The sequence below is a fragment of the Natrialba swarupiae genome (genome assembly GCF_008245225.1).
Lineage (GTDB): Archaea > Halobacteriota > Halobacteria > Halobacteriales > Natrialbaceae > Natrarchaeobius > Natrarchaeobius swarupiae.
In genome coordinates, this window is sequence record NZ_VTAW01000008.1 from 88,393 (window position 1) to 105,190 (window position 16,798).

A 16,798-nucleotide genomic window follows, 5' to 3' on the forward strand; every position below is an offset into this window, starting at 1 on the left:
AGCGCGCCGCCTCGCACATGTCCGTACGGTTCGTCACCGGAAACGAGGGGAAAGTCAAGGAAGCCCGCGAGTATCTCGAGGGGATCGAGCCCGTCGAGCAGGTCGAGTACGACTACACGGAGATCCAAAGCGACTCGCTCGAGGAGATCGCCGCCCGCGGCGCGCGGGAGGCCTACGAGGGAGGAGACGAGGGGGAACCGGTTCTGGTCGGGGACGCGGGGCTGTTCGTCGACGCCCTCGACGGCTTTCCGGGGCCGTACTCGGCGTACGTCGAGGAGACGGTCGGCGTCGAGCGCCTCTGGCGACTCGTGCGCGAGGAAGAGAACAGGCGGGCACGGTTCCGAACGGTGCTCGCGTTCGCGGACGGGGAGCAGACGGAGACGTTCGAGGGCTCGGTCGCCGGCACGATCGTCGCCCCCCGCGGTGAGGGCGGGTTCGGCTACGATCCGATCTTCGAGTACAACGGGCAGACGTTGGCCGAGATGAGCACCGAGGAGAAAAACGCGATCTCCCACCGGGGGCGGGCGCTTTCGACGTTCGCCGAGTGGTACGCCGATCAGCACTGACGTATCGGCTATTCTCAATCTGTCGTGCAGTAGCGTTCGAAGATACCGTCTCCCGACAGGACATCCAAGCGTGCAATCGTCCCGCCTCGTGGCCAAACTCTGTTCAGACCGAGCTCTGACCGAGGCCAAACCCTGGCCATAGGTCGGAATCTGGTTTCAACGGAAACGGTTATATTGAAGAACGTCGTTTTTGCTGTCGACGTTAAATCGGAAATTCACAATATGAGTGATGGAACGGATACCCTCGAGCAGGCCTGTCGAGCGCTCGAGGACCTGTACGAAGATGACGATCCGATCGCTGGTCTCGAAGCCCGACGACCAGACGACGACGCGGTCGCGACGCAGGCGACCGTCTTCGGCGCACTGGCGAACGAACACCGCATTCGACTCCTCGAGGCGCTCCGGGAGGGAGAACTCTGTGGCTGCGAACTGCAGGTGGTTCTCGAGGCTCCGCAGTCGACGGTCGCGAGCCACCTCCGGACGCTGCGTGAGGCAGGGCTGGTGAAGAGCCGAAAGAACGGCCGGTGGACGTACTACCGGATCGCCGACACGGCTGTCTTCGAACTGCTCGACGTCGCCGAGGCCGTCGACGTCCCGCTCGAGAAGTGACCGATACGACCAGAACTGATGACCGACTCATCCACCACCGACGACGCGACCGACCGGAGTACCGACGGAGAGACCACCCGACCGACGAACCGACGTAGTCACGTCCGCGAGGAGTACGGGGAGATCGCCGCGACGACCGACGGCTGCTGTGGATCGTCCGCGGCCGACGCGACGAACGAACCGGAACCGACGGCGGCCGACGATCGCGCCCGCTCGATCGGGTACGAGGCGGACGACCTCGAGACCGCCCCCGAGGGCGCGAACCTCGGGTTGGGCTGTGGCAACCCGGTGGCGATCTCGCGACTCGAGGCCGGGAAGACGGTGCTCGATCTCGGATCCGGCGGCGGGTTCGATTGTTTTCTCGCGGCGCGCGAGGTGGGCCCCGAAGGCCGGGTGATCGGGGTCGACATGACACCGGAAATGATCGACAGAGCGCGAGGGAACGCCCGCGAAAGCGAGTTCGAGAACGTCGAGTTCCGCCTCGGCGAGATCGAACACCTGCCGGTCGCCGACGGCACCGTCGATACGATCATCTCGAACTGCGTTCTGAACCTTTCACCGGAAAAACCACGAGTGCTCGCGGAGGCGTTTCGCGTCCTCGACGCCGGCGGATCGCTCTCGATTTCGGATCTCGTCGCGACCGCGCCGTTACCCCAGGAGGTCCGGGAGGACCCGGACGCGATCGCCGACTGCGTCGGGGACGCAGCGCAGATCGAGTCACTCGAAGCGTGGCTCGAGGACGCGGGATTCGTCGACGTCTCGATCGTGACGGAAGACGACTGGAGCGAGGCGTTGCCGGTCGTCTCGGCGCGAATCGAGGCCAGAAAGCCAGCGTAGGCTGGGTGGTCGGCGAACGGGTCGACGAGTGGTTACACACGCGGATCGCAGTCGGGTCCCGGATACTCGCCGTCCTCGACCGCCTCGTAGAGGCTCTCGGGAACGAACAGTCGCGCGAACGCGTCCGGCGGACGGGCGCTGACCGACACCCTGGGTTGGATCGTGAGGCCGGCTTTCGCCGACGTGAGCCGGTCGTCGTACGTGAGGAGATGCGCGGCACCTCCCTGGTAGGCCGACGCCAGCGCTGGATGGTCCTCCGGCGGATGCTCGACGGGAACGCGTTCGTCCTCGAGTCGCGTTCGGTGGTCCGCCGCGAGGGCGGCGTCGCCGAGTTCGGCGACGAGCCGTTCGGTCTCCTCGAGTAACGGATCGCTCGCGACGAGGTCGACCCACGAGTGACGACGGACGTGGTCGAGGGCGTCTCGAGCCGCTCCATCGACGAAGAGGTCGGCGGCGAGGACGGCGGGATCGGCGACGACGCGTGCGGGGTTTGGCTTTTCAGCCATCGTCACCCTCCTCCGCCGCGTTGCCACGGGTTGCCGTCGAACCGTCACCAGCCGCCGTCGAATCGTCGCTCGCTCGCTGTCTCTCGAGGCCGTCGTACGTGCTCCGAACGCGGTCGTCGTCGACGTCGTACGCCCCAGCACGGTCGAACAGATCGCCCCAGCTCGCGGTCATCGATCGAGGTTGGTGCTCGAGGGCCAAAGAACGACTGGCTTCGACCGGCGACCTCGTTTCTCCGGCTACGAGTGTCACCGGTTACGTCTCACGTGAGAGCAACCAGAACGCGACGGCGCCGAGAACGAACGCGACGCCGACGTTGACGGCGAGTCCGACCGCACCGACGCCGACCACGACCGCGAGCGACCGGCGTCCCGAGACTGGCTCGAACGCGGCCCGCGCCAGTTCGACGGCGACGACGACGAGTAACGCGCCGAGGACGGCCATCGGGAACGCCGCGAGCACCGCCCCGGCGGCGACCAGCGCGATCGCGAGGTAGCCGACGCCGAGCAGGACGTTCGCGCCACCGGTTCGCGCGCCGAAAGCGTGCTTACCGGCTAACCCGCCGCTCCCGTGACACATCGGGACCCCGCCGATCGGGACCGCAGCGAGACAGGTTACGCCCATACTCTTCGAGAGCGAGTCCGCAGAGACGTCCCGGTCGTAGAGATCGCCACAGAGAAGTTCGGTCGCGATCGCCGCGTTGCCGAGTGTCATCCCCAGCTGAGCGACCGTCCCCTCGAGGGCCGCAGTCGATAGCGTCGGCGTTCCGGCGGGAAACAGCGCGGCTGCCGGGAGTCGCGGCGTCGGCACACCGGCCGTCACGAGCGCCGCGAGCCCGCCCAGCGCGAGCACGATCAGGATGCTCACGCTTCGATAGCCAGCGACGGCGAAGAGACCGACGACGGCGAGTCCGGCCACCGCGACGGGAACGTTACCCGCGGAGAGTCCAACCGCCGCCTCGAGCAACAGCAAGGCGACCGCGAACTGGACGCCCCGGACGACGGGTTCGCCGACGACTCGCTGGAGGTGTCCGACGAGCCCGAACGATCCGATCGCGAGCAAGACGGCCCCGGCGAGCAATCCGGCCGCGGCGAGTTCGGGATACGAGAGCGATCCCACGATGGCGAGGCCGACTAACGCCTTCATCGGTTCGATCGAGAGCGGCATCCCGTAGTACACCCCCCATACGATCTGGAAGATTCCGAACCCGACCAGGACGTGGGGAAGCGAGACGGACGTCGTCGCCGCGAGCGCGACGAGCAGCGGGAGAACAGTAACCGAATCCCCTAGCGCACCCGTGAGTTCCGAGCTCGAAAACTCGAGACCCGAATCGACGGATCTGCCGATCAGGTACGCCATCGACAGTGGATTTAACGAGTAACTGTTTCACTGTTTCGAGTAACCAAAAGTGGTGTCTCTCTCCGGCCGACGAACCGACGTCCGGTTACGGGCACGCACGGATCTGCCGTCCAACCACGACGGGGACTCACCGTGGCTCGTCCGACGCGTGAGGGATCGTTTCGGGCGTCGGCTCGGCCGTCGAGACCGCCTCCGGATCGACGTCGTCTGCGGCTCTCGCCTCGGGTAGATCGTAGCCGCGTTCGGTATCGTATCGCTCGAGGTGGCGATTTAGCTGCCCGGACTGGTCGGCGAGGACGGTCGCACTGTGGGCGACGTGGGAGAGCGCATCGGCCTGTGCGGACGCCCGCCGGGCCGCTCGCTGTGCCGACAGGGCGGTCTCGTCGCTCGTCTCCGCCGCCCCCTCGACCATCGCGACGACTTCCTCGGTCGACGCCGCCTGCTGTTGGGTCGCCGCCGAAATCTCCTGGATTCCCTCGTTCGTGCGTTCGGAGAGGTCAGCGATCCGCTCGAGTGCCTCGGCGGCGTCCTCGACGTCGTCGACACTCCCCTCGATACGTTCACGACTCCGCCGCACCTCGTCGGCCGCCGACAGCGCCCGCGTTCGAAGCCCCTCGAGGCGTTCCTCGACGTCTTTGACCGAGTCGTAGACCTCCTCGGAGAGGTTCTGAATCTCGTCGGCGACGGCAGTGAAGCCTCCCTCGCCACCCTGTGTCGATCGAGAGGCTTCGATGTTAGCGTTCAACGCAAGCATGTTCGTCTGTTCGGCGATTCCGCTGATCGAGTCGATGAGACCGTCGATTCGTTCCGCCTCGTCCTCGAGCGCTTCGATCTCCGCGACGGCGCGTTCGGTCTCCTCTTCGATCACCGCCATTCCCTCGATGGCGTCGGACGCGGAGCGACCGCCATCCTGTCCGACGCGAGCCGTTTCGTCCGCGGTGTCGGCGACCTCGGACGCCGTCGCGGCGATCTCCTCGATCGTCGTCGAGAGCGACTCCATCTCCGCCGTCGCCGACCTGAGCTGTTCGTTCTGTTCGTCCGTGTCGTCGGCGACCGTCGAGAGGGCTTCACGGGTCCGCTCGCCCTCCGCCCGGACGGTCTCGATGCTCATGTTGAGTTCGCGGCTGTACGTGACGACCTCCCCGGAGAACGACTTCAGCGTCGAGAACGTCTCCTCGATCTCCGCGAGCATCTCGTTTGAGTTCCGTGCGAGGTCGCCGATCACGTCGTGGCTTCCCTCGGGATCGAACCGCTCCGTTAGATCGCCGTCAGCGACCGACCGCGTCACGTCCGCGTGGACACCGACCGTTCGCTCGAGATCCGAGAGCGTCCGATCGGTCCGCTCACTCTCCTCGAGTCGGTCCCGGATCGACGCGAGGTCCGTTGCGAGGTCGGCGACGACGTCACTCCGGTCCGTCTCGAACTCAACGTCGTGGTCTCCGTCTTCGAGTCGAGTCGTTCGCTCGCAAAGCTCCGCGACCGCGGTTCGGAGTTCGTCGCGTTCCTGTGGGGCCGACTTCGCATCCGAAACCGACGCGATCAGTATCGCGATGAACCCGGTCGCGACGACACCGCCCACACCGGCGGCAAGCGTCGGCGTGGCAGGTTCGCCGAGTCCGAACGCGACTCCGGTGGCGACGGCCACTCCGACGAGCACGATGACGACGCCGAATCCGAACGGGCGGTCGGTCTGGATCGCCGCGGGAAGCGGCGACGTCGAGCCGGTACTCGAGTGCTGTGCGGTCATTGCGTCACCTCGGTTCGGCGTTCGGTCGACGCCTCGTCCGCCGACGCGCCCTCCGCGACGGGCCGTTCGACGACGAACCGACAGGCGTCGTCGCCCTCGAACATGCACGTCGTCTCCTCGACGAGGAGCGTCGCGTCGAAGTGGTCGGCGACCCCCTGGATCGCACCGCGGGCGATATCACACAGCTGTCGATCCGAATCGTACGTGATTCGAACCCGGTTCTCGTCCAGCCACTCGGTTTTGACACGCGGTGTCGTCAACTCGGTGAGATCGCGCGTCCGCAACGACGTGTGAAATCGCTGGATATTCGCGAGCAGTTCGAGGGCGTCCCACTCCTCGTCGATGTGCAGGTCGTACGTCTCGAGCAGGGCCGGGACGACCCAGCGGCCGTACTCTGAGAGGATCGTTCGCGGGCTCTCACCCGTCAGGCTTCCCGCAGCACGAACGAGTTCGTAGACGTCACCGTCGGGATAGACCGTCACGGGAACGTACACCTTCTCGTCGACGTCTGCTTCGCGTTGAATCTCGAGCCACCTCTCCTCGTCGTACGTGTCGACGACGAAATCACGAAGCGTTTTCAGTATGATTCCGTGCATTCCTCACCCCCCGATCGTCTCCAGCAGTGCGCTTGCCAAACTGTTACTCGATCCATGTTCCATAATATTTTACTCGTTTTAGACGAAAACATAATAACAGTTTCGGGAATAGTGTCATCTTAACTATGTCTGTCTGGCGAACGACAGCTGCGGGTGACGGAGGCCACGAAACTGGAACGGACGATATAAGGTGTCGAGTCCAGATCGGTCGAACGTGACCAACCTCGGCAAGATCGATCGGACGGTCTTCGAGAACGCCGTCGCGGCGAACCTCGGTGCCAGCCGCGACGACGTCGCCCTCGGACCGCAACACGGTGTCGACTTTGGCGTGATCGATGTCGACGGAACGGCGCTCGTGACCGCGACGGATCCGCTCTCGATCCTCCCGGCGCTTGGCCTCGAGCGCGCGGCGCGGTTCGCCCTCGATCTCGTGCTCGCGGACGTCGCCGTCAGCGGCGTTTCCCCGTCGCATCTCTCGATCTGTTTCACCCTCCCGGCGACGATGACCGACGACGAGTTCGCGACGATCCAGTCGACGATCCACGAGGGGTGTGTCGACCTCGGCGTCGCCGTCGTCACCGGACACACTGCCCGCTACTCCGATTCGTCTCACCCCTGGGTCGGCGCGGCGACCGCGATGGGCGTCGGCGGCCACGACGAGATCGTTTGCCCCGACGGCGCACGGCCCGGTGACAGACTCCTGTTGACGACCGGCCCCGCCGTCGAGTCGGTCGGCCTCCTGAGCACCCTGTTCGGCGATCGAATCGCCGTTTCCGAAGACGTGCTGGCCGACGCCCAGGAACGCCTCGAGGACGTCTACTGCGTCCGAGACGCCCTCACGGCGGCCGCCGCGGGACCGGTGACGGCGATGCACGACGTGACCGAAGGTGGCCTCGCGGGCGCACTGAACGAGATGGCCGACGGCGCCGGCGCCCGCTTCGAGATCGACCGCGAGGCCGTCCCGATGCGTCCTGGCGTCCGCGAAGTGTGTGAGACACTCGAGATCGATCCGTGGGCCGCCACAAGCTGTGGGTCACTCGCCATCGCGGTCGATCCGGCGGGCGTCGACGCCGTTCGCGGAGCGCTCGAGGATCGCGGGACCGTCGTCGCCGAAATCGGACGCGTCACCGAGGGAAAAGGCGTCCTCGTCGACGGTGATCAGCTCGAGCATCCGAGCGTCGATCCGTCGTGGGCGGCCTATGCGGAACTGGCATCGCAGTAACGCACTCGAGACGGAGAGGATGGCGGTACTACCACTGGAACAACGGCGGCACCATCTCCGGAGAAACGCTGGGACCATCATCGATTTGTATAACCGAGGTATACACGGAGGTATGCGAACGCCCACACCCGAATCCAGACCGGTCGCGTTGACGATCGCGGGCAGCGACTCCGGCGGCGGCGCCGGGATCCAGGCCGACCTCGCGACGTTCGCGACCCACGGCGTCTACGGCACGTCGGCGATCACCGCCGTCACCGCCCAGCACACCCGCGGCGTCGACTCGTCGTTCGTCCTGCCGACCGACGAGATCGCCGCCCAGATCGACGCCGTCGTCGGCGACGTCGAGGTCGGCGCGGCGAAGACGGGGATGCTCGCGACGACCGAGGTCGTCGAACTGGTCGCCGACCGCGCTCGAGGGTTCGCGTTCCCGCTCGTCGTCGACCCCGTGATGGTCGCCACCTCGGGTGACCGGTTGCTCGACGAAGCGGCCGAGCGCGCCTACGAGAACCTGATCGCCGAGGCCGCGGTCGTGACGCCGAACGCCGACGAGGCCGACGTGCTGACCGGGATCGAGATCGACGGCGAAGAGAGCGCTCGCGAGGCCGGTGAGACGTTACTCGAGATGGGTGCCGACGCCGCGCTGATCAAAGGTGGTCACGTCCCCGGCGAGACGGTCCGGGACGTGCTGGTCCGTCCCGGCGACGGCCCAGCGGGCGTCGAGGGATCGACGAGTACAGTGTTCGAACACGAGCGCGTCGACACCGACGCAACCCACGGCTCCGGCTGTACGCTCGCGGCCGCCATCGCCGCGAGGCTCGCGTCCGGCGACGGACTCGAGTCCGCCGTCGAGGGCGCGACGGACTTTCTGGCTCGAGCGATCGAACACCACTACGACGTCGGGCGCGGACCAGGGGCGGTCAATCACTCGGTCGATCGGTGAGCACCGTCGGATTCGCGGACGGCAACCCAAAGAGCGTTGGTGAAGCGCTCGAGCGCCGTTTTCCTCGAGGGGTATCGCCCGACAGAAGTCACTTCATCCCGGCGAACGTCCGGTAGGCCGTCTTCGCGAGCGACATCTCGAGGCCAGAGGATTCGACGACGTAGTAGGGGCGCAACTCGCCGTTGAACTTCCCTTTGTACTCACAGAGACGTTCGGTGTTCGCGCCGACGAGATCGTAGCCGGTCACCGACTCGAGGTCGGGGTCAGTGACGACGTCCTCCAGGATGGCACGGTGGAGGAGGTTGTTCACGCTGACGTGGTCGTAGGAGGCGGTGACGCCGCCCTGCCAGTAGTAGGCGAGTTCCGGCGCGAACAGCGTGATGATGCCGCTCTGGTAGGTTCCGTCCGGTGCTCGAGCGACGTAGACGCGCCACTGATCGTCCTCGAGCGTCGAGAGGAGATCCCGCAGGAAGGGACGAGACATCGGCGCGGTGTCGTCGTACTCGGCGTACTGGTCGACGACGTCGTCGTACACCCGCAGCGCCGCGTCGATTCCCTCGGTCTGGATCGTGAGATCCACGTCGTCGATCCGGCGCATCTCGTTTCGCAGGCTCTTGCTGAAGCCGGCCATGGCGTCCTCGACATCGGAACAGCCCTGGAGGTCGACGACGTAGGTGAACTTCGGTTCGACGGAGAGGTCGTTCCAGGCGAACGGTCTCGGATCGTCGTAGTAGATGTGACAGGACGATCGGAAGAGCGTCGATCGGTTGGCGACCGCGAGGTCGTCGACGACGGCGGAGATCAGTTCGCCGTTGATCCGTTCGGCCTTGCGGGGTTTCGGGCTATTGGGGTCGAGGATCGGGCCCAGACGAGGAACGCCCAGCGAGACGGGTGGCGAGAATGCCGTCCGCCCGATCGAGCGCTCGCCGACGAAGACGGGGAGGAGACCGACCGACTGCTGTCCCTTGTAGGCGCCGTACAACCGAAGCGTCGCGTCAGTGTGATCGTCGAGAACGCGGAGTGCGTCTGGCTCGTGGAAGATCTCGTATCCGGACGACGGGAGGGCCTCGCGCCAGTCCTCGAGATCGATTCGTGTGACGTCCATGCTGGGACACCGTTTGGCTCCCGACGACGTTGTTATCCACACAGTAATCGGCCGAAGAGTGTCACGAAATCCGTTTGGCGCGTGCGTACCTCGCTGTCAGTCGAGTCACAACAAAGAGCATACTCGAGCGGACGACCTCGACGATCGGTTGCAGAGAACTGAACGGACGATGCTACCGTCTCAAACCGTCCTACCACTCAAACCGACGGAAAACGGTCCGACTCACTGCGGGCGAGGAGGTACTCCGAGAGCGCGTAGGCCATCCACCCCTGACACCACCGCATCAGCGTGACTCGCTTGGTGTGGTGGCGAAACTGGCGGTAGTAGAATCGCCCCTCCTCGACCTGCAGGTTCGCGAGCACCCACCGGAGGATTCTGTCGGCGAGTTCGAGGTCGCCCTCGCGGGTGAACACCAGCATGCCCTGCGTGCTCGCGTGGATGTCGCGGGGGTAGCCGTTGGATTCGTCGAAGTTGGGCGCACCGTCGAGTTCGAACAGTTCGGTGCGGTAGAACTCGAGAGCGTCCTCGAGCGTCTCGCTGTACCGATCTTCGTCGACGACGTCGCGATAGCGCTGGAAGGACTCGATGATGAAGCCGTTGTGGTGGCTGTCCATCGAGAGATGTGAGGCGTCGGCCGGAAGCCGGTAGGGCCAGCCGCCCACGTCGGTCTGGTTGGCGGCGACGTGATCTAAGATCTTCGTCGCGCGGTCGCGAAGCGCTTCGTTTCCGGTCCGGTCGTAGAGGTCGACGAACATCCCGGCCCCGAGGGCGGCGGCGTTCAGCGTGTAGGAGTCGTCGGGGTGGTTCATGTGGTAGTCGATCTTCGCACCGTCGGGGACCTCCCGGTAGTTCAGGTCCTCGATCACGAACGACGGTGCGGTGCGTGCGAGTTCGGCGTACTCGGGGTCGAGATCGGCGGCCTGAAGGAGCGCCCTGACGGCGTACGTCGTCGAGACGACGTCCGGATCGCTCGGGACGCCTTTGGTATGAACGTGTTGCATCTCGTGGCGATGCCCCCCACAGAAGCCACTGTACCCCGTGATCCGTTCCTCGACGAGCCAGTTTGCGAGCCTGTCGGCTTCGCCGATCGGGTCGAACGCCGGCTCGAGCGGGGCGTCGTACTCGCGGATCAATCGGTGGTAGTTCAGGTTGGCCATCGCGAACAGCGCGGCTCCCTTGTAGTTTCGCCGGTGTTCGACGCCCAACAGCGGTCTGACGTCGACCGGCGTCCGCTTGACGACCTCCTGGACGACCAGGTTGAGCACCCGGTTTTCGAACGGAAGCGACTGGAGGAGCTGGCTGCTCATTCCGTCGCCGTAATCGGGGCCGATGTAGTCTCGTCTGCGTGCGTACGCAAGCGTCGAATCGAGGACGGAGGCGTACGACTCGAGCGCTCGAGTCCGCGTTTCCGCCGGTTCCGCCGGGTTCGTCTCTGAAACGCCGTATGACTGCATCTACCGTCCTCTGGAAACATATCCACATTATTATACGCTTGCTACCCCTCGACACGAGGTCGCCGTGACGCCGTCGCCGGCGTCTGAATCCGAGTACTCGCGGACTGTAGTCGATCCACCGAGTCGTTCCGGAGGGTATGTCCCAGATAACAAACCGCGCTCTCCCCCACTCGTCGAACAGGATACCGTGGGCTCCACATGAGATACCTGTTTTTCACCAACACACCGGCACACGTCCACCTGTACAAACACGCGGTACAGCGGCTTCGCGACCAGGGCAACGAGGTGCTGGTTCTGGCTCGCGATTACACTTGCACCGTCGACCTGCTCGAGTGGTACGACCTGCCCTACGAGGTGTACGGCAGCTGCGGGACGACGAAGGGGTCGCTCCTGAGCCGTCTCCCGGCACACTACGCCCGGGCGATCCGTCTCGCACACCGGTTCGATCCCGACCTCGTCTTCGGGATGGGCGGGTACGCGGCCCACACGGGCGCGGTCGTCGGGACGCCGACGGTGTTGCTCATCGACTCCGAACCCGCGTCGTTCGATCACACGATCTCGACGCCGTTCGCCCGGACGATCATCACGCCAAACACGTTTCGAAAAGACCTCGGCGATCGACACTACGTCTTCCCCGGGTTCAAGGAGTGTGCCTACCTCCACCCGGAGATTTACGAACCGGATCCGACGATCAGGGATCGACTCGGCGTCACACGAGACGAACCGTACGTCATCCTCCGGCTCAACGCGTTCGGCTCCCAACACGACGTCGGAAAGCGCGGAATCACCGGGAGCGCCCGTCGACGAATCGTCGAACGACTCGACGAGCACGCGACCGTCCTCGTCTCCGACGAGGGTGAGAACACCGACCTCAAGGCGCTCCCCGCTCGGCCGTTCGACCTTCACCCAGCACTGATACACGACGCGCTCGCCGAGGCGGCGTTGCTGGTCGCTGACACACAGACGATGGTCACCGAGGCGGCGTTGCTCGGGACGCCCGCGATCCGCTCGAACTCGTTCGTCGGCGACGACGACATGGGTAACTTCGTCGAACTCGAGAACCAGGGGCTGATTCACAACGTCGCCTCCGTATCGGAGATCGTCGACCGATCGCGGACCGTCCTCGACTCGGACGGCGTCGGCGAGACGTGGCAACGGAAACGCGACGAGTTCCTCGCCGACAAGGCGAACCTGACGGACGTCATCGTCGACGTCGCGACGGCTCACGGCCGCGTCGGCGCACTCGATTCACTCCAGCGGTTTGGCGGAGCCTCGAGGCCAGAACCCACCGGATCGGTCGGCGTCGGGAGCGACTGAGACGGACTGCTGTCCGTCACTGGCGGTAGGTCTCCAGGGAGTCGCGGGCCTCCCGAGATATCGTAAGCACACTGTATGCGAGAAATCGGTGTCGGGTTCCGGTGCAACCGTCGGCCGATCGCGGTGTACCGACAGGTACGAATCACGTTCTCTCCGCCCCAGACCGGCGGGTTGGAGAAATTCTCGAGTACGAACTGACCGAACGAGCGTCGTGCGATCAGGTGTGAATTGACGTGCAGTGGCTACGATAGTACTTCGCCCCGCGTCGACTGCCGGGTCGAACCGACCCGACGCCACCGAGTTCGAGCCTGCAGTGATACGGTTTACTGTAAGTCGTTACCGCCGAAACCGCGACCCGTCTGCGGGTTCGCCGGTACATTGTTACAGCAATCCGTATGAGGCGTGGGACGCCACTAGTCCGAGGCCGCTATCGGTCCCCTCGGTACCGCCGCGTCACTGCGGCGAGTGCCAGCAGCGTCGCGATGGAAACGGCGACGTGGGCAACTCCTGGGGAGGGGAGTGCGTCGGACTCCTCGTCGATCGGCTCTGCATCCTGTGTGGGTGCGATCACGAGAGCCTCGAGCGAGTCGACGTCCGCTTCGAACTGGTAGCTCCCGCCGGAGTCGTCGACAACCGTCGCGTTCGACTCGGTCCACTCGGTTCCGTCAGTCGCGTAGAGTGCGACGTCCTCGGGGTGGTAGCCGATCTCCTCGAGGGTGTCGGCCGAGACGCTGAACGCCACCGTCGCCGAGACGTCGTCGTGGTCGCTCGTCACCGTCAGGTTCGACAGCGACGCGACCTCGTGGGGTGAGTCGGTCCCGGCCGGTTGTCCGTTCTCGAAGGAGAACGCCGCGTCCTCCTCGAGGCCGGTGACGTCGATCCGGTCGAAGCTACCGTTGTCGTTCGAGTCGTTCGACGGACGGAGGGTGATTGGATCGCCGCCAGATACTCCGGTCACACTGGCAGTGAACCCATCGTCCGTCCGGTCGTACGTGACCGACGGTTCGTCACATGCACCCGTACGGATGGTTACCGGCTCGTCGAGTGCCAGTTCGAACCGTTCCGGATCGTCGGCGTCTCCCGAGAGGAACTCCCAGCTGTCGATCTCGCCGTCTTCGTGCCACTCGGGGTCGTGAAGGGACTCGTTCTCGTGGAAGTCCGACGCCTCGTTGAATCCGGGCTGGATCGTCACGGCGAACTCGTCGCCGAGTCCGCCCTGGATCGCGCCGCCGTCGGTTCTGGCGTCTCGCCAGATCCAGGAGGCGTACGCCCAGCCGTCGCCGCTATCCCATTCGACCATGTTCGTCTCGGCCTCGTACTTGTCGTCCTGGACGACCCACTCCGACTCCGAGGGGAGCCCGACGATATCGAACGTCACGATGCCACCACTCGAGTTGCCGTGGAGCTGGTCGTGGACCATCACGAGGCTCATCCCGTCGGTCCCCTCGTGGAGCATCAGGATGCTCGTGTCGTCCTCCTGGAGGTGTGTCGTCCCGTAGGAGCTGTACTGTCTATCCTCGGGATCGGTGTCGGGATGAGTCACGTGGTTCCGATAGTCGTAGAACGATTCGACCGTCTGAGACGTCTGAAGCGGTTCGATCGGCTCGCAGTACGTCCCTTGCTCGATGACGTACGACTCCGGCGACGCGTCCTGGGCGGTGTTACCGGCCGCGAGCGGAGCGACCCCCGTAATCGCACTCGCCGCGAGCAGTCCGGCAACGAACACGACCAACAGTCGATTCCCGCTCATGGTTCACCGCGAGCTTTCGCCGGTTCGTTCGTCGCCGTCGGTTGCTCGACATCGTACTCGTCGTCGGGGAGACGGTCGCCGACGGATTCTCTCGACGTACTCGCTCGCTCCACCGGTTCGGTCGCCGGACGCCGATCTGGCCCCCGACTCGAGGCCGCCGCGGAGTCGCCTCGTGCTCGCTCGTACGCGTCGACCAGTCGGGCGGGCGAGCCGACCCAGGCGTCGAGCTCCTGGGCCCGTTCGACGAGCCAGCGGTAGAGTCGGCGGTGACCGGGAAACTCCCGTTCGTTGAAAAATCGTGGATGCCAGAGGACCGTCATGACGGCGTCGTTCTCGGCCGCCTCGAGCAGGAGCCGATCACAGACGCGACGCGCGGCGTTCGGCCGCGTTCCGGGGTCCGGAAGCGCCTGGTCCATGATCGTCAGCGGGAAGACGAGGAACTCGTCGTCGAACGGTCGGATCGGTCGGTATCCCGCGTGGAACCCACACTCCGTCGTCGAGCCGAGACTCGCGTCGTACTCGAGACCGATCCGGCGGTGGTGTCGCCAGGTGTCGGAGCCGAGCCGAAGGTGGTGTTGGCGTCCACCAGTCACGGGACCGTCGAGCAGCGACTCGAGGATAGCCTTCTCCTCCCGGAGTCGGTGCGGATCGTCGGGGGAGTGATAGGAACCGTGGAGTCCGACCTCCCAGCCCCCGTCCTCGAGGTCGCAGACGACGCGAGCGATCTCGTCGCTTCGGACGTCGTACCGGCCAAGATGTTGGATCCAGTTCGACGGGGACAGCCAGTCGCTCATCGGGCGGTTCGCGAGCAGATGCTGTTCGTTCAGGAAGTAAAACGCCGAACGGACGCCCAGTTTCTCCTCCAACGTCATCAGACTCTCGAACTGCCAGTAGGGGTTCGTGTCCGAGAGCGCAGTCCGGAGGTGGTAGGTCGGTCGCCCGTTCGCCGCGTAGTAAAGCGACCGAAACCCCTTGTACGGGCGGTCGACGTCGTGGGTGAGACAGAGTGCAAACTCCCCATCGACGGGCACCGTCTCGACGCGGGAGCCCTGCGTCCACGCCCCCGGAGAGTCCTGGCTTCGAGTCGTATCGCTCATCACGTCTGTACACTCATCCGTACCGATACGATAGTAAATGACAACGTACCCGAAAGACCCCGATTGCACACGGACGTTCGATCCGGTAGCTCCGGCCTACTCGAGGGTCAGCCTCGATGAACGGTCAGGTATTCGCCGATGAACAGTCGGCTGCTCGTCGACGACCGGTCACTCTCGTTCTTTAGTCGCCGCGTCGGGGCGGCTCGATCGGCCGATCACCGTCCCGAGAGTCCGCCGTCCGAAGCCGAGACACTCCCGGAGCACCGGGGCACCGTCGGCGAGCCACAGCAAAAATACGAATCCAGCGAGGCCGAGTTGGACCCACATGTACGTCGTTAGTTCGCCGGCGAGAAGGGCCTCCTGATAGGTTCCGAACAGTCGAGTAAACTCCCCGACGAATCCGGCGGGTTCGCCCGGCGATTCGATTGGATCGACAGGCCAGAGCATCACCTCGGTTCGAACGCCTTCGCCCCCGATCGAGTGATAGAGGACGTCGGACGGAAGGTGAAGCAGGTAGCCGAGTCCGAACGCGACGCCGACAGCCGGCCGGCCGATCCGTTTCGCGAGCAGCCCCACGAGTATCGACAGCGGAACCGCGAAGAATATCGAGTGTCCCAGGGCGTATCCCGACTCGAAGACGCCGAACTCCCACGCCAGCGGTTTGTCGATGAGATCCGGCAACAGCGACGCGAAGACGACCGCGAACGCCTCGAGTCCGGTTGGCGCTCGCCGGTAGTACGCGCGGCTGAACAGAGAGTACGCGAGATAGCCGACGATCGCGTGTTCCCATGGCCACATCGGCGTGAACTCGCGCCCTCGAGGGGTTAGTTATGGAGGTTCTACGGCCGTTCCTGGCTGGCTATAGCTCCGGCAGTCGGCGAATCACCCGGACGGCCGTCGGGGCGAACCGGCAACGGTTACGGGCTGGCGCGCCACCGTTTACAGGATGGTCGAGCATCACGAGGTACCGGTCGCCGGCGGCGAGTCGATCGCGGCAGTCCACCACGAGGCGCCGTCGGACCGCTGGTTCGTCTGCTGTCACGGCTTTCTCAGCGACAAGTCGGGGAGCCACGAGCGACGGTGCAGGCGGGCGGTCCAGGAAGGATACAACGGCGTCAGGTTCGACTTCAGAGGGTGTGGCGAGTCCGACGGCGCGTTCGTCGACCAGGGGGTAAGCGAGAAGATCGCCGACCTCGAGGCGGTCGTCGACGACGTCGAGCCGTCGTCGATCGTCCTGTTCGGCTCGAGTTTCGGCGGGAAGGTGGCGTTTCACGCGGCGACCGGCCTCGATCGGGTCGAGGCGGTCGTGACGCGAGCGCCCGTGACGGACAACCGAGCGTTCGACGATTACCGATCGAGCGTCGCCGCCGACGGCGAGCACCGCTTCGAAACGGGGGATCGGATCGACGACCGCTTCTTCGAGGACCTCGATCGCTACCCCTTCGACGACGTGGTGTCGACGCTCGATGTGCCGGTCGCCATCTTCCACGGCGCGGCGGACGAATCCGTCGACGTCGACGACAGCATCGACGCGACGCGGCGACTCGAGACGGACGTTCTCCTCCAGACGTTCTCGGCGGAGGGACACCGGTTTTCGGCCGCCGCCGAGAGCCGACTGCTCGCGCTGACGTTCGACTGGCTCGAGTCGATCCAAAGCTGACTAACCGACCGTCGACTGGCGCTGGTCGACTCGAG

16 protein-coding genes and 1 pseudogene are annotated in these 16,798 nt (G+C 65.2%); 7 read left to right on the plus strand and 10 right to left on the minus strand.

The genetic code is table 11. From position 1 onward, the window contains the following. Positions 1 to 17: 17 nt before the first annotated feature. The 3 genes from FYC77_RS08295 (at position 18) to arsM (ending at position 2,012) form a co-directional block, all read left to right on the plus strand. Entirely contained in the window at positions 18 to 566 is a 549-nt protein-coding gene (locus FYC77_RS08295) for an XTP/dITP diphosphatase (RefSeq protein ID WP_149081033.1), read from the plus strand. A 222-nt stretch (positions 567 to 788) separates the two neighbouring features. Beyond that, positions 789 to 1,175: an ArsR/SmtB family transcription factor gene (locus tag FYC77_RS08300; RefSeq protein WP_149081034.1), complete on the plus strand. Its 387-nt coding sequence runs from the start codon at positions 789 to 791 to the stop codon at positions 1,173 to 1,175. Positions 1,176 to 1,193: 18 nt separating this feature from the next. Further along, on the plus strand, positions 1,194 to 2,012 hold the full coding sequence (gene arsM / locus FYC77_RS08305; RefSeq protein ID WP_149081035.1) for an arsenite methyltransferase: 819 nt from the start codon (positions 1,194 to 1,196) through the stop codon (positions 2,010 to 2,012). Positions 2,013 to 2,044: 32 nt separating this feature from the next. Here arsM and FYC77_RS08310 read toward each other — a convergent pair whose 3' ends face one another. The 5 genes from FYC77_RS08310 to FYC77_RS08330 all read right to left on the minus strand — a co-directional run bounded on the left by FYC77_RS08310 (position 2,045) and on the right by FYC77_RS08330 (position 6,218). Next, a complete protein-coding gene (locus FYC77_RS08310) occupies positions 2,045 to 2,518 on the minus strand; it encodes a DUF7384 family protein (RefSeq protein WP_149081036.1) in 474 nt (157 codons plus the stop codon). Further along, on the minus strand, positions 2,511 to 2,690 hold the full coding sequence (locus FYC77_RS08315; protein ID WP_149081037.1) for a hypothetical protein: 180 nt from the start codon (positions 2,688 to 2,690) through the stop codon (positions 2,511 to 2,513). Before FYC77_RS08315 ends, FYC77_RS08310 begins: the two co-directional genes overlap by 8 nt. An 81-nt stretch (positions 2,691 to 2,771) precedes the next feature. After that, complete coding sequence (locus FYC77_RS08320; RefSeq protein WP_149081038.1) at positions 2,772 to 3,875, minus strand: putative sulfate/molybdate transporter; 1,104 nt, start codon at positions 3,873 to 3,875, stop codon at positions 2,772 to 2,774. Between the two features lie 127 nt (positions 3,876 to 4,002). Continuing rightward, entirely contained in the window at positions 4,003 to 5,622 is a 1,620-nt protein-coding gene (locus tag FYC77_RS08325; protein WP_149081039.1) for a methyl-accepting chemotaxis protein, read from the minus strand. Further along, a complete protein-coding gene (locus tag FYC77_RS08330) occupies positions 5,619 to 6,218 on the minus strand; it encodes a heme NO-binding domain-containing protein (protein WP_149081040.1) in 600 nt (199 codons plus the stop codon). Before FYC77_RS08330 ends, FYC77_RS08325 begins: the two co-directional genes overlap by 4 nt. A gap of 214 nt (positions 6,219 to 6,432) precedes the next feature. Here FYC77_RS08330 and FYC77_RS08335 point away from each other — a divergent pair, with 214 nt between their 5' ends. Together FYC77_RS08335 and thiD are read left to right on the plus strand one after the other, a co-directional pair. After that, on the plus strand, positions 6,433 to 7,440 hold the full coding sequence (locus tag FYC77_RS08335; protein ID WP_149081088.1) for an AIR synthase family protein: 1,008 nt from the start codon (positions 6,433 to 6,435) through the stop codon (positions 7,438 to 7,440). Between the two features lie 112 nt (positions 7,441 to 7,552). Further along, a pseudogene (gene thiD, locus FYC77_RS08340) lies at positions 7,553 to 8,374 on the plus strand (bifunctional hydroxymethylpyrimidine kinase/phosphomethylpyrimidine kinase); the annotation flags it as partial. A 94-nt stretch (positions 8,375 to 8,468) separates the two neighbouring features. Here thiD and FYC77_RS08345 read toward each other — a convergent pair. Continuing rightward, on the minus strand, positions 8,469 to 9,485 hold the full coding sequence (locus FYC77_RS08345; RefSeq protein ID WP_149081042.1) for a GNAT family N-acetyltransferase: 1,017 nt from the start codon (positions 9,483 to 9,485) through the stop codon (positions 8,469 to 8,471). Positions 9,486 to 9,682: 197 nt separating this feature from the next. Further along, positions 9,683 to 10,939 carry a prenyltransferase/squalene oxidase repeat-containing protein gene (locus tag FYC77_RS08350; protein WP_149081043.1) on the minus strand — a complete coding sequence of 419 codons (1,257 nt, stop codon included), beginning with the start codon at positions 10,937 to 10,939 and terminating at the stop codon, positions 9,683 to 9,685. A 198-nt stretch (positions 10,940 to 11,137) separates the two neighbouring features. Between FYC77_RS08350 and FYC77_RS08355 the strand changes: the two genes are divergently transcribed. After that, positions 11,138 to 12,256, plus strand: coding sequence for a DUF354 domain-containing protein (locus tag FYC77_RS08355; RefSeq protein ID WP_149081044.1), 1,119 nt, complete (start codon positions 11,138 to 11,140; stop codon positions 12,254 to 12,256). A 427-nt stretch (positions 12,257 to 12,683) separates the two neighbouring features. Here FYC77_RS08355 and FYC77_RS08360 read toward each other — a convergent pair whose 3' ends face one another. The 3 genes from FYC77_RS08360 to FYC77_RS08370 all read right to left on the minus strand — a co-directional run bounded on the left by FYC77_RS08360 (position 12,684) and on the right by FYC77_RS08370 (position 15,901). After that, positions 12,684 to 14,006: a hypothetical protein gene (locus tag FYC77_RS08360; protein ID WP_149081045.1), complete on the minus strand. Its 1,323-nt coding sequence runs from the start codon at positions 14,004 to 14,006 to the stop codon at positions 12,684 to 12,686. After that, positions 14,003 to 15,103 carry a polysaccharide deacetylase family protein gene (locus tag FYC77_RS08365; protein WP_238386847.1) on the minus strand — a complete coding sequence of 367 codons (1,101 nt, stop codon included), beginning with the start codon at positions 15,101 to 15,103 and terminating at the stop codon, positions 14,003 to 14,005. The genes FYC77_RS08360 and FYC77_RS08365 overlap by 4 nt, the downstream gene beginning before the upstream one ends. Positions 15,104 to 15,271: 168 nt before the next feature. After that, the gene (locus FYC77_RS08370) at positions 15,272 to 15,901 is read right to left on the minus strand and encodes a metal-dependent hydrolase (RefSeq protein ID WP_149081046.1); all 630 of its coding nucleotides are present in this window, start codon (positions 15,899 to 15,901) and stop codon (positions 15,272 to 15,274) included. 148 nt (positions 15,902 to 16,049) lie between these two features. Here FYC77_RS08370 and FYC77_RS08375 point away from each other — a divergent pair, with 148 nt between their 5' ends. Beyond that, the gene (locus FYC77_RS08375) at positions 16,050 to 16,763 is read left to right on the plus strand and encodes an alpha/beta hydrolase family protein (protein WP_149081047.1); all 714 of its coding nucleotides are present in this window, start codon (positions 16,050 to 16,052) and stop codon (positions 16,761 to 16,763) included. The last annotated feature ends 35 nt before the right edge of the window (positions 16,764 to 16,798 follow it).

What these genes read in the sequence shown, in the direction of transcription:
- FYC77_RS08295 (WP_149081033.1), top strand. Translation starts at nt 18, where the DNA reads ATGTCCGTACGGTTCGTCACCGGAAACGAGGGGAAAGTCAAGGAAGCC.
- FYC77_RS08300 (WP_149081034.1), top strand. Translation starts at nt 789, where the DNA reads ATGAGTGATGGAACGGATACCCTCGAGCAGGCCTGTCGAGCGCTCGAG.
- arsM (WP_149081035.1), top strand. Translation starts at nt 1,194, where the DNA reads ATGACCGACTCATCCACCACCGACGACGCGACCGACCGGAGTACCGAC.
- FYC77_RS08310 (WP_149081036.1), bottom strand. Translation starts at nt 2,518, where the DNA reads ATGGCTGAAAAGCCAAACCCCGCACGCGTCGTCGCCGATCCCGCCGTC.
- FYC77_RS08315 (WP_149081037.1), bottom strand. Translation starts at nt 2,690, where the DNA reads ATGACCGCGAGCTGGGGCGATCTGTTCGACCGTGCTGGGGCGTACGAC.
- FYC77_RS08320 (WP_149081038.1), bottom strand. Translation starts at nt 3,875, where the DNA reads ATGGCGTACCTGATCGGCAGATCCGTCGATTCGGGTCTCGAGTTTTCG.
- FYC77_RS08325 (WP_149081039.1), bottom strand. Translation starts at nt 5,622, where the DNA reads ATGACCGCACAGCACTCGAGTACCGGCTCGACGTCGCCGCTTCCCGCG.
- FYC77_RS08330 (WP_149081040.1), bottom strand. Translation starts at nt 6,218, where the DNA reads ATGCACGGAATCATACTGAAAACGCTTCGTGATTTCGTCGTCGACACG.
- FYC77_RS08345 (WP_149081042.1), bottom strand. Translation starts at nt 9,485, where the DNA reads ATGGACGTCACACGAATCGATCTCGAGGACTGGCGCGAGGCCCTCCCG.
- FYC77_RS08350 (WP_149081043.1), bottom strand. Translation starts at nt 10,939, where the DNA reads ATGCAGTCATACGGCGTTTCAGAGACGAACCCGGCGGAACCGGCGGAA.
- FYC77_RS08355 (WP_149081044.1), top strand. Translation starts at nt 11,138, where the DNA reads ATGAGATACCTGTTTTTCACCAACACACCGGCACACGTCCACCTGTAC.
- FYC77_RS08360 (WP_149081045.1), bottom strand. Translation starts at nt 14,006, where the DNA reads ATGAGCGGGAATCGACTGTTGGTCGTGTTCGTTGCCGGACTGCTCGCG.
- FYC77_RS08365 (WP_238386847.1), bottom strand. Translation starts at nt 15,103, where the DNA reads ATGAGCGATACGACTCGAAGCCAGGACTCTCCGGGGGCGTGGACGCAG.
- FYC77_RS08370 (WP_149081046.1), bottom strand. Translation starts at nt 15,901, where the DNA reads ATGTGGCCATGGGAACACGCGATCGTCGGCTATCTCGCGTACTCTCTG.
- FYC77_RS08375 (WP_149081047.1), top strand. Translation starts at nt 16,050, where the DNA reads ATGGTCGAGCATCACGAGGTACCGGTCGCCGGCGGCGAGTCGATCGCG.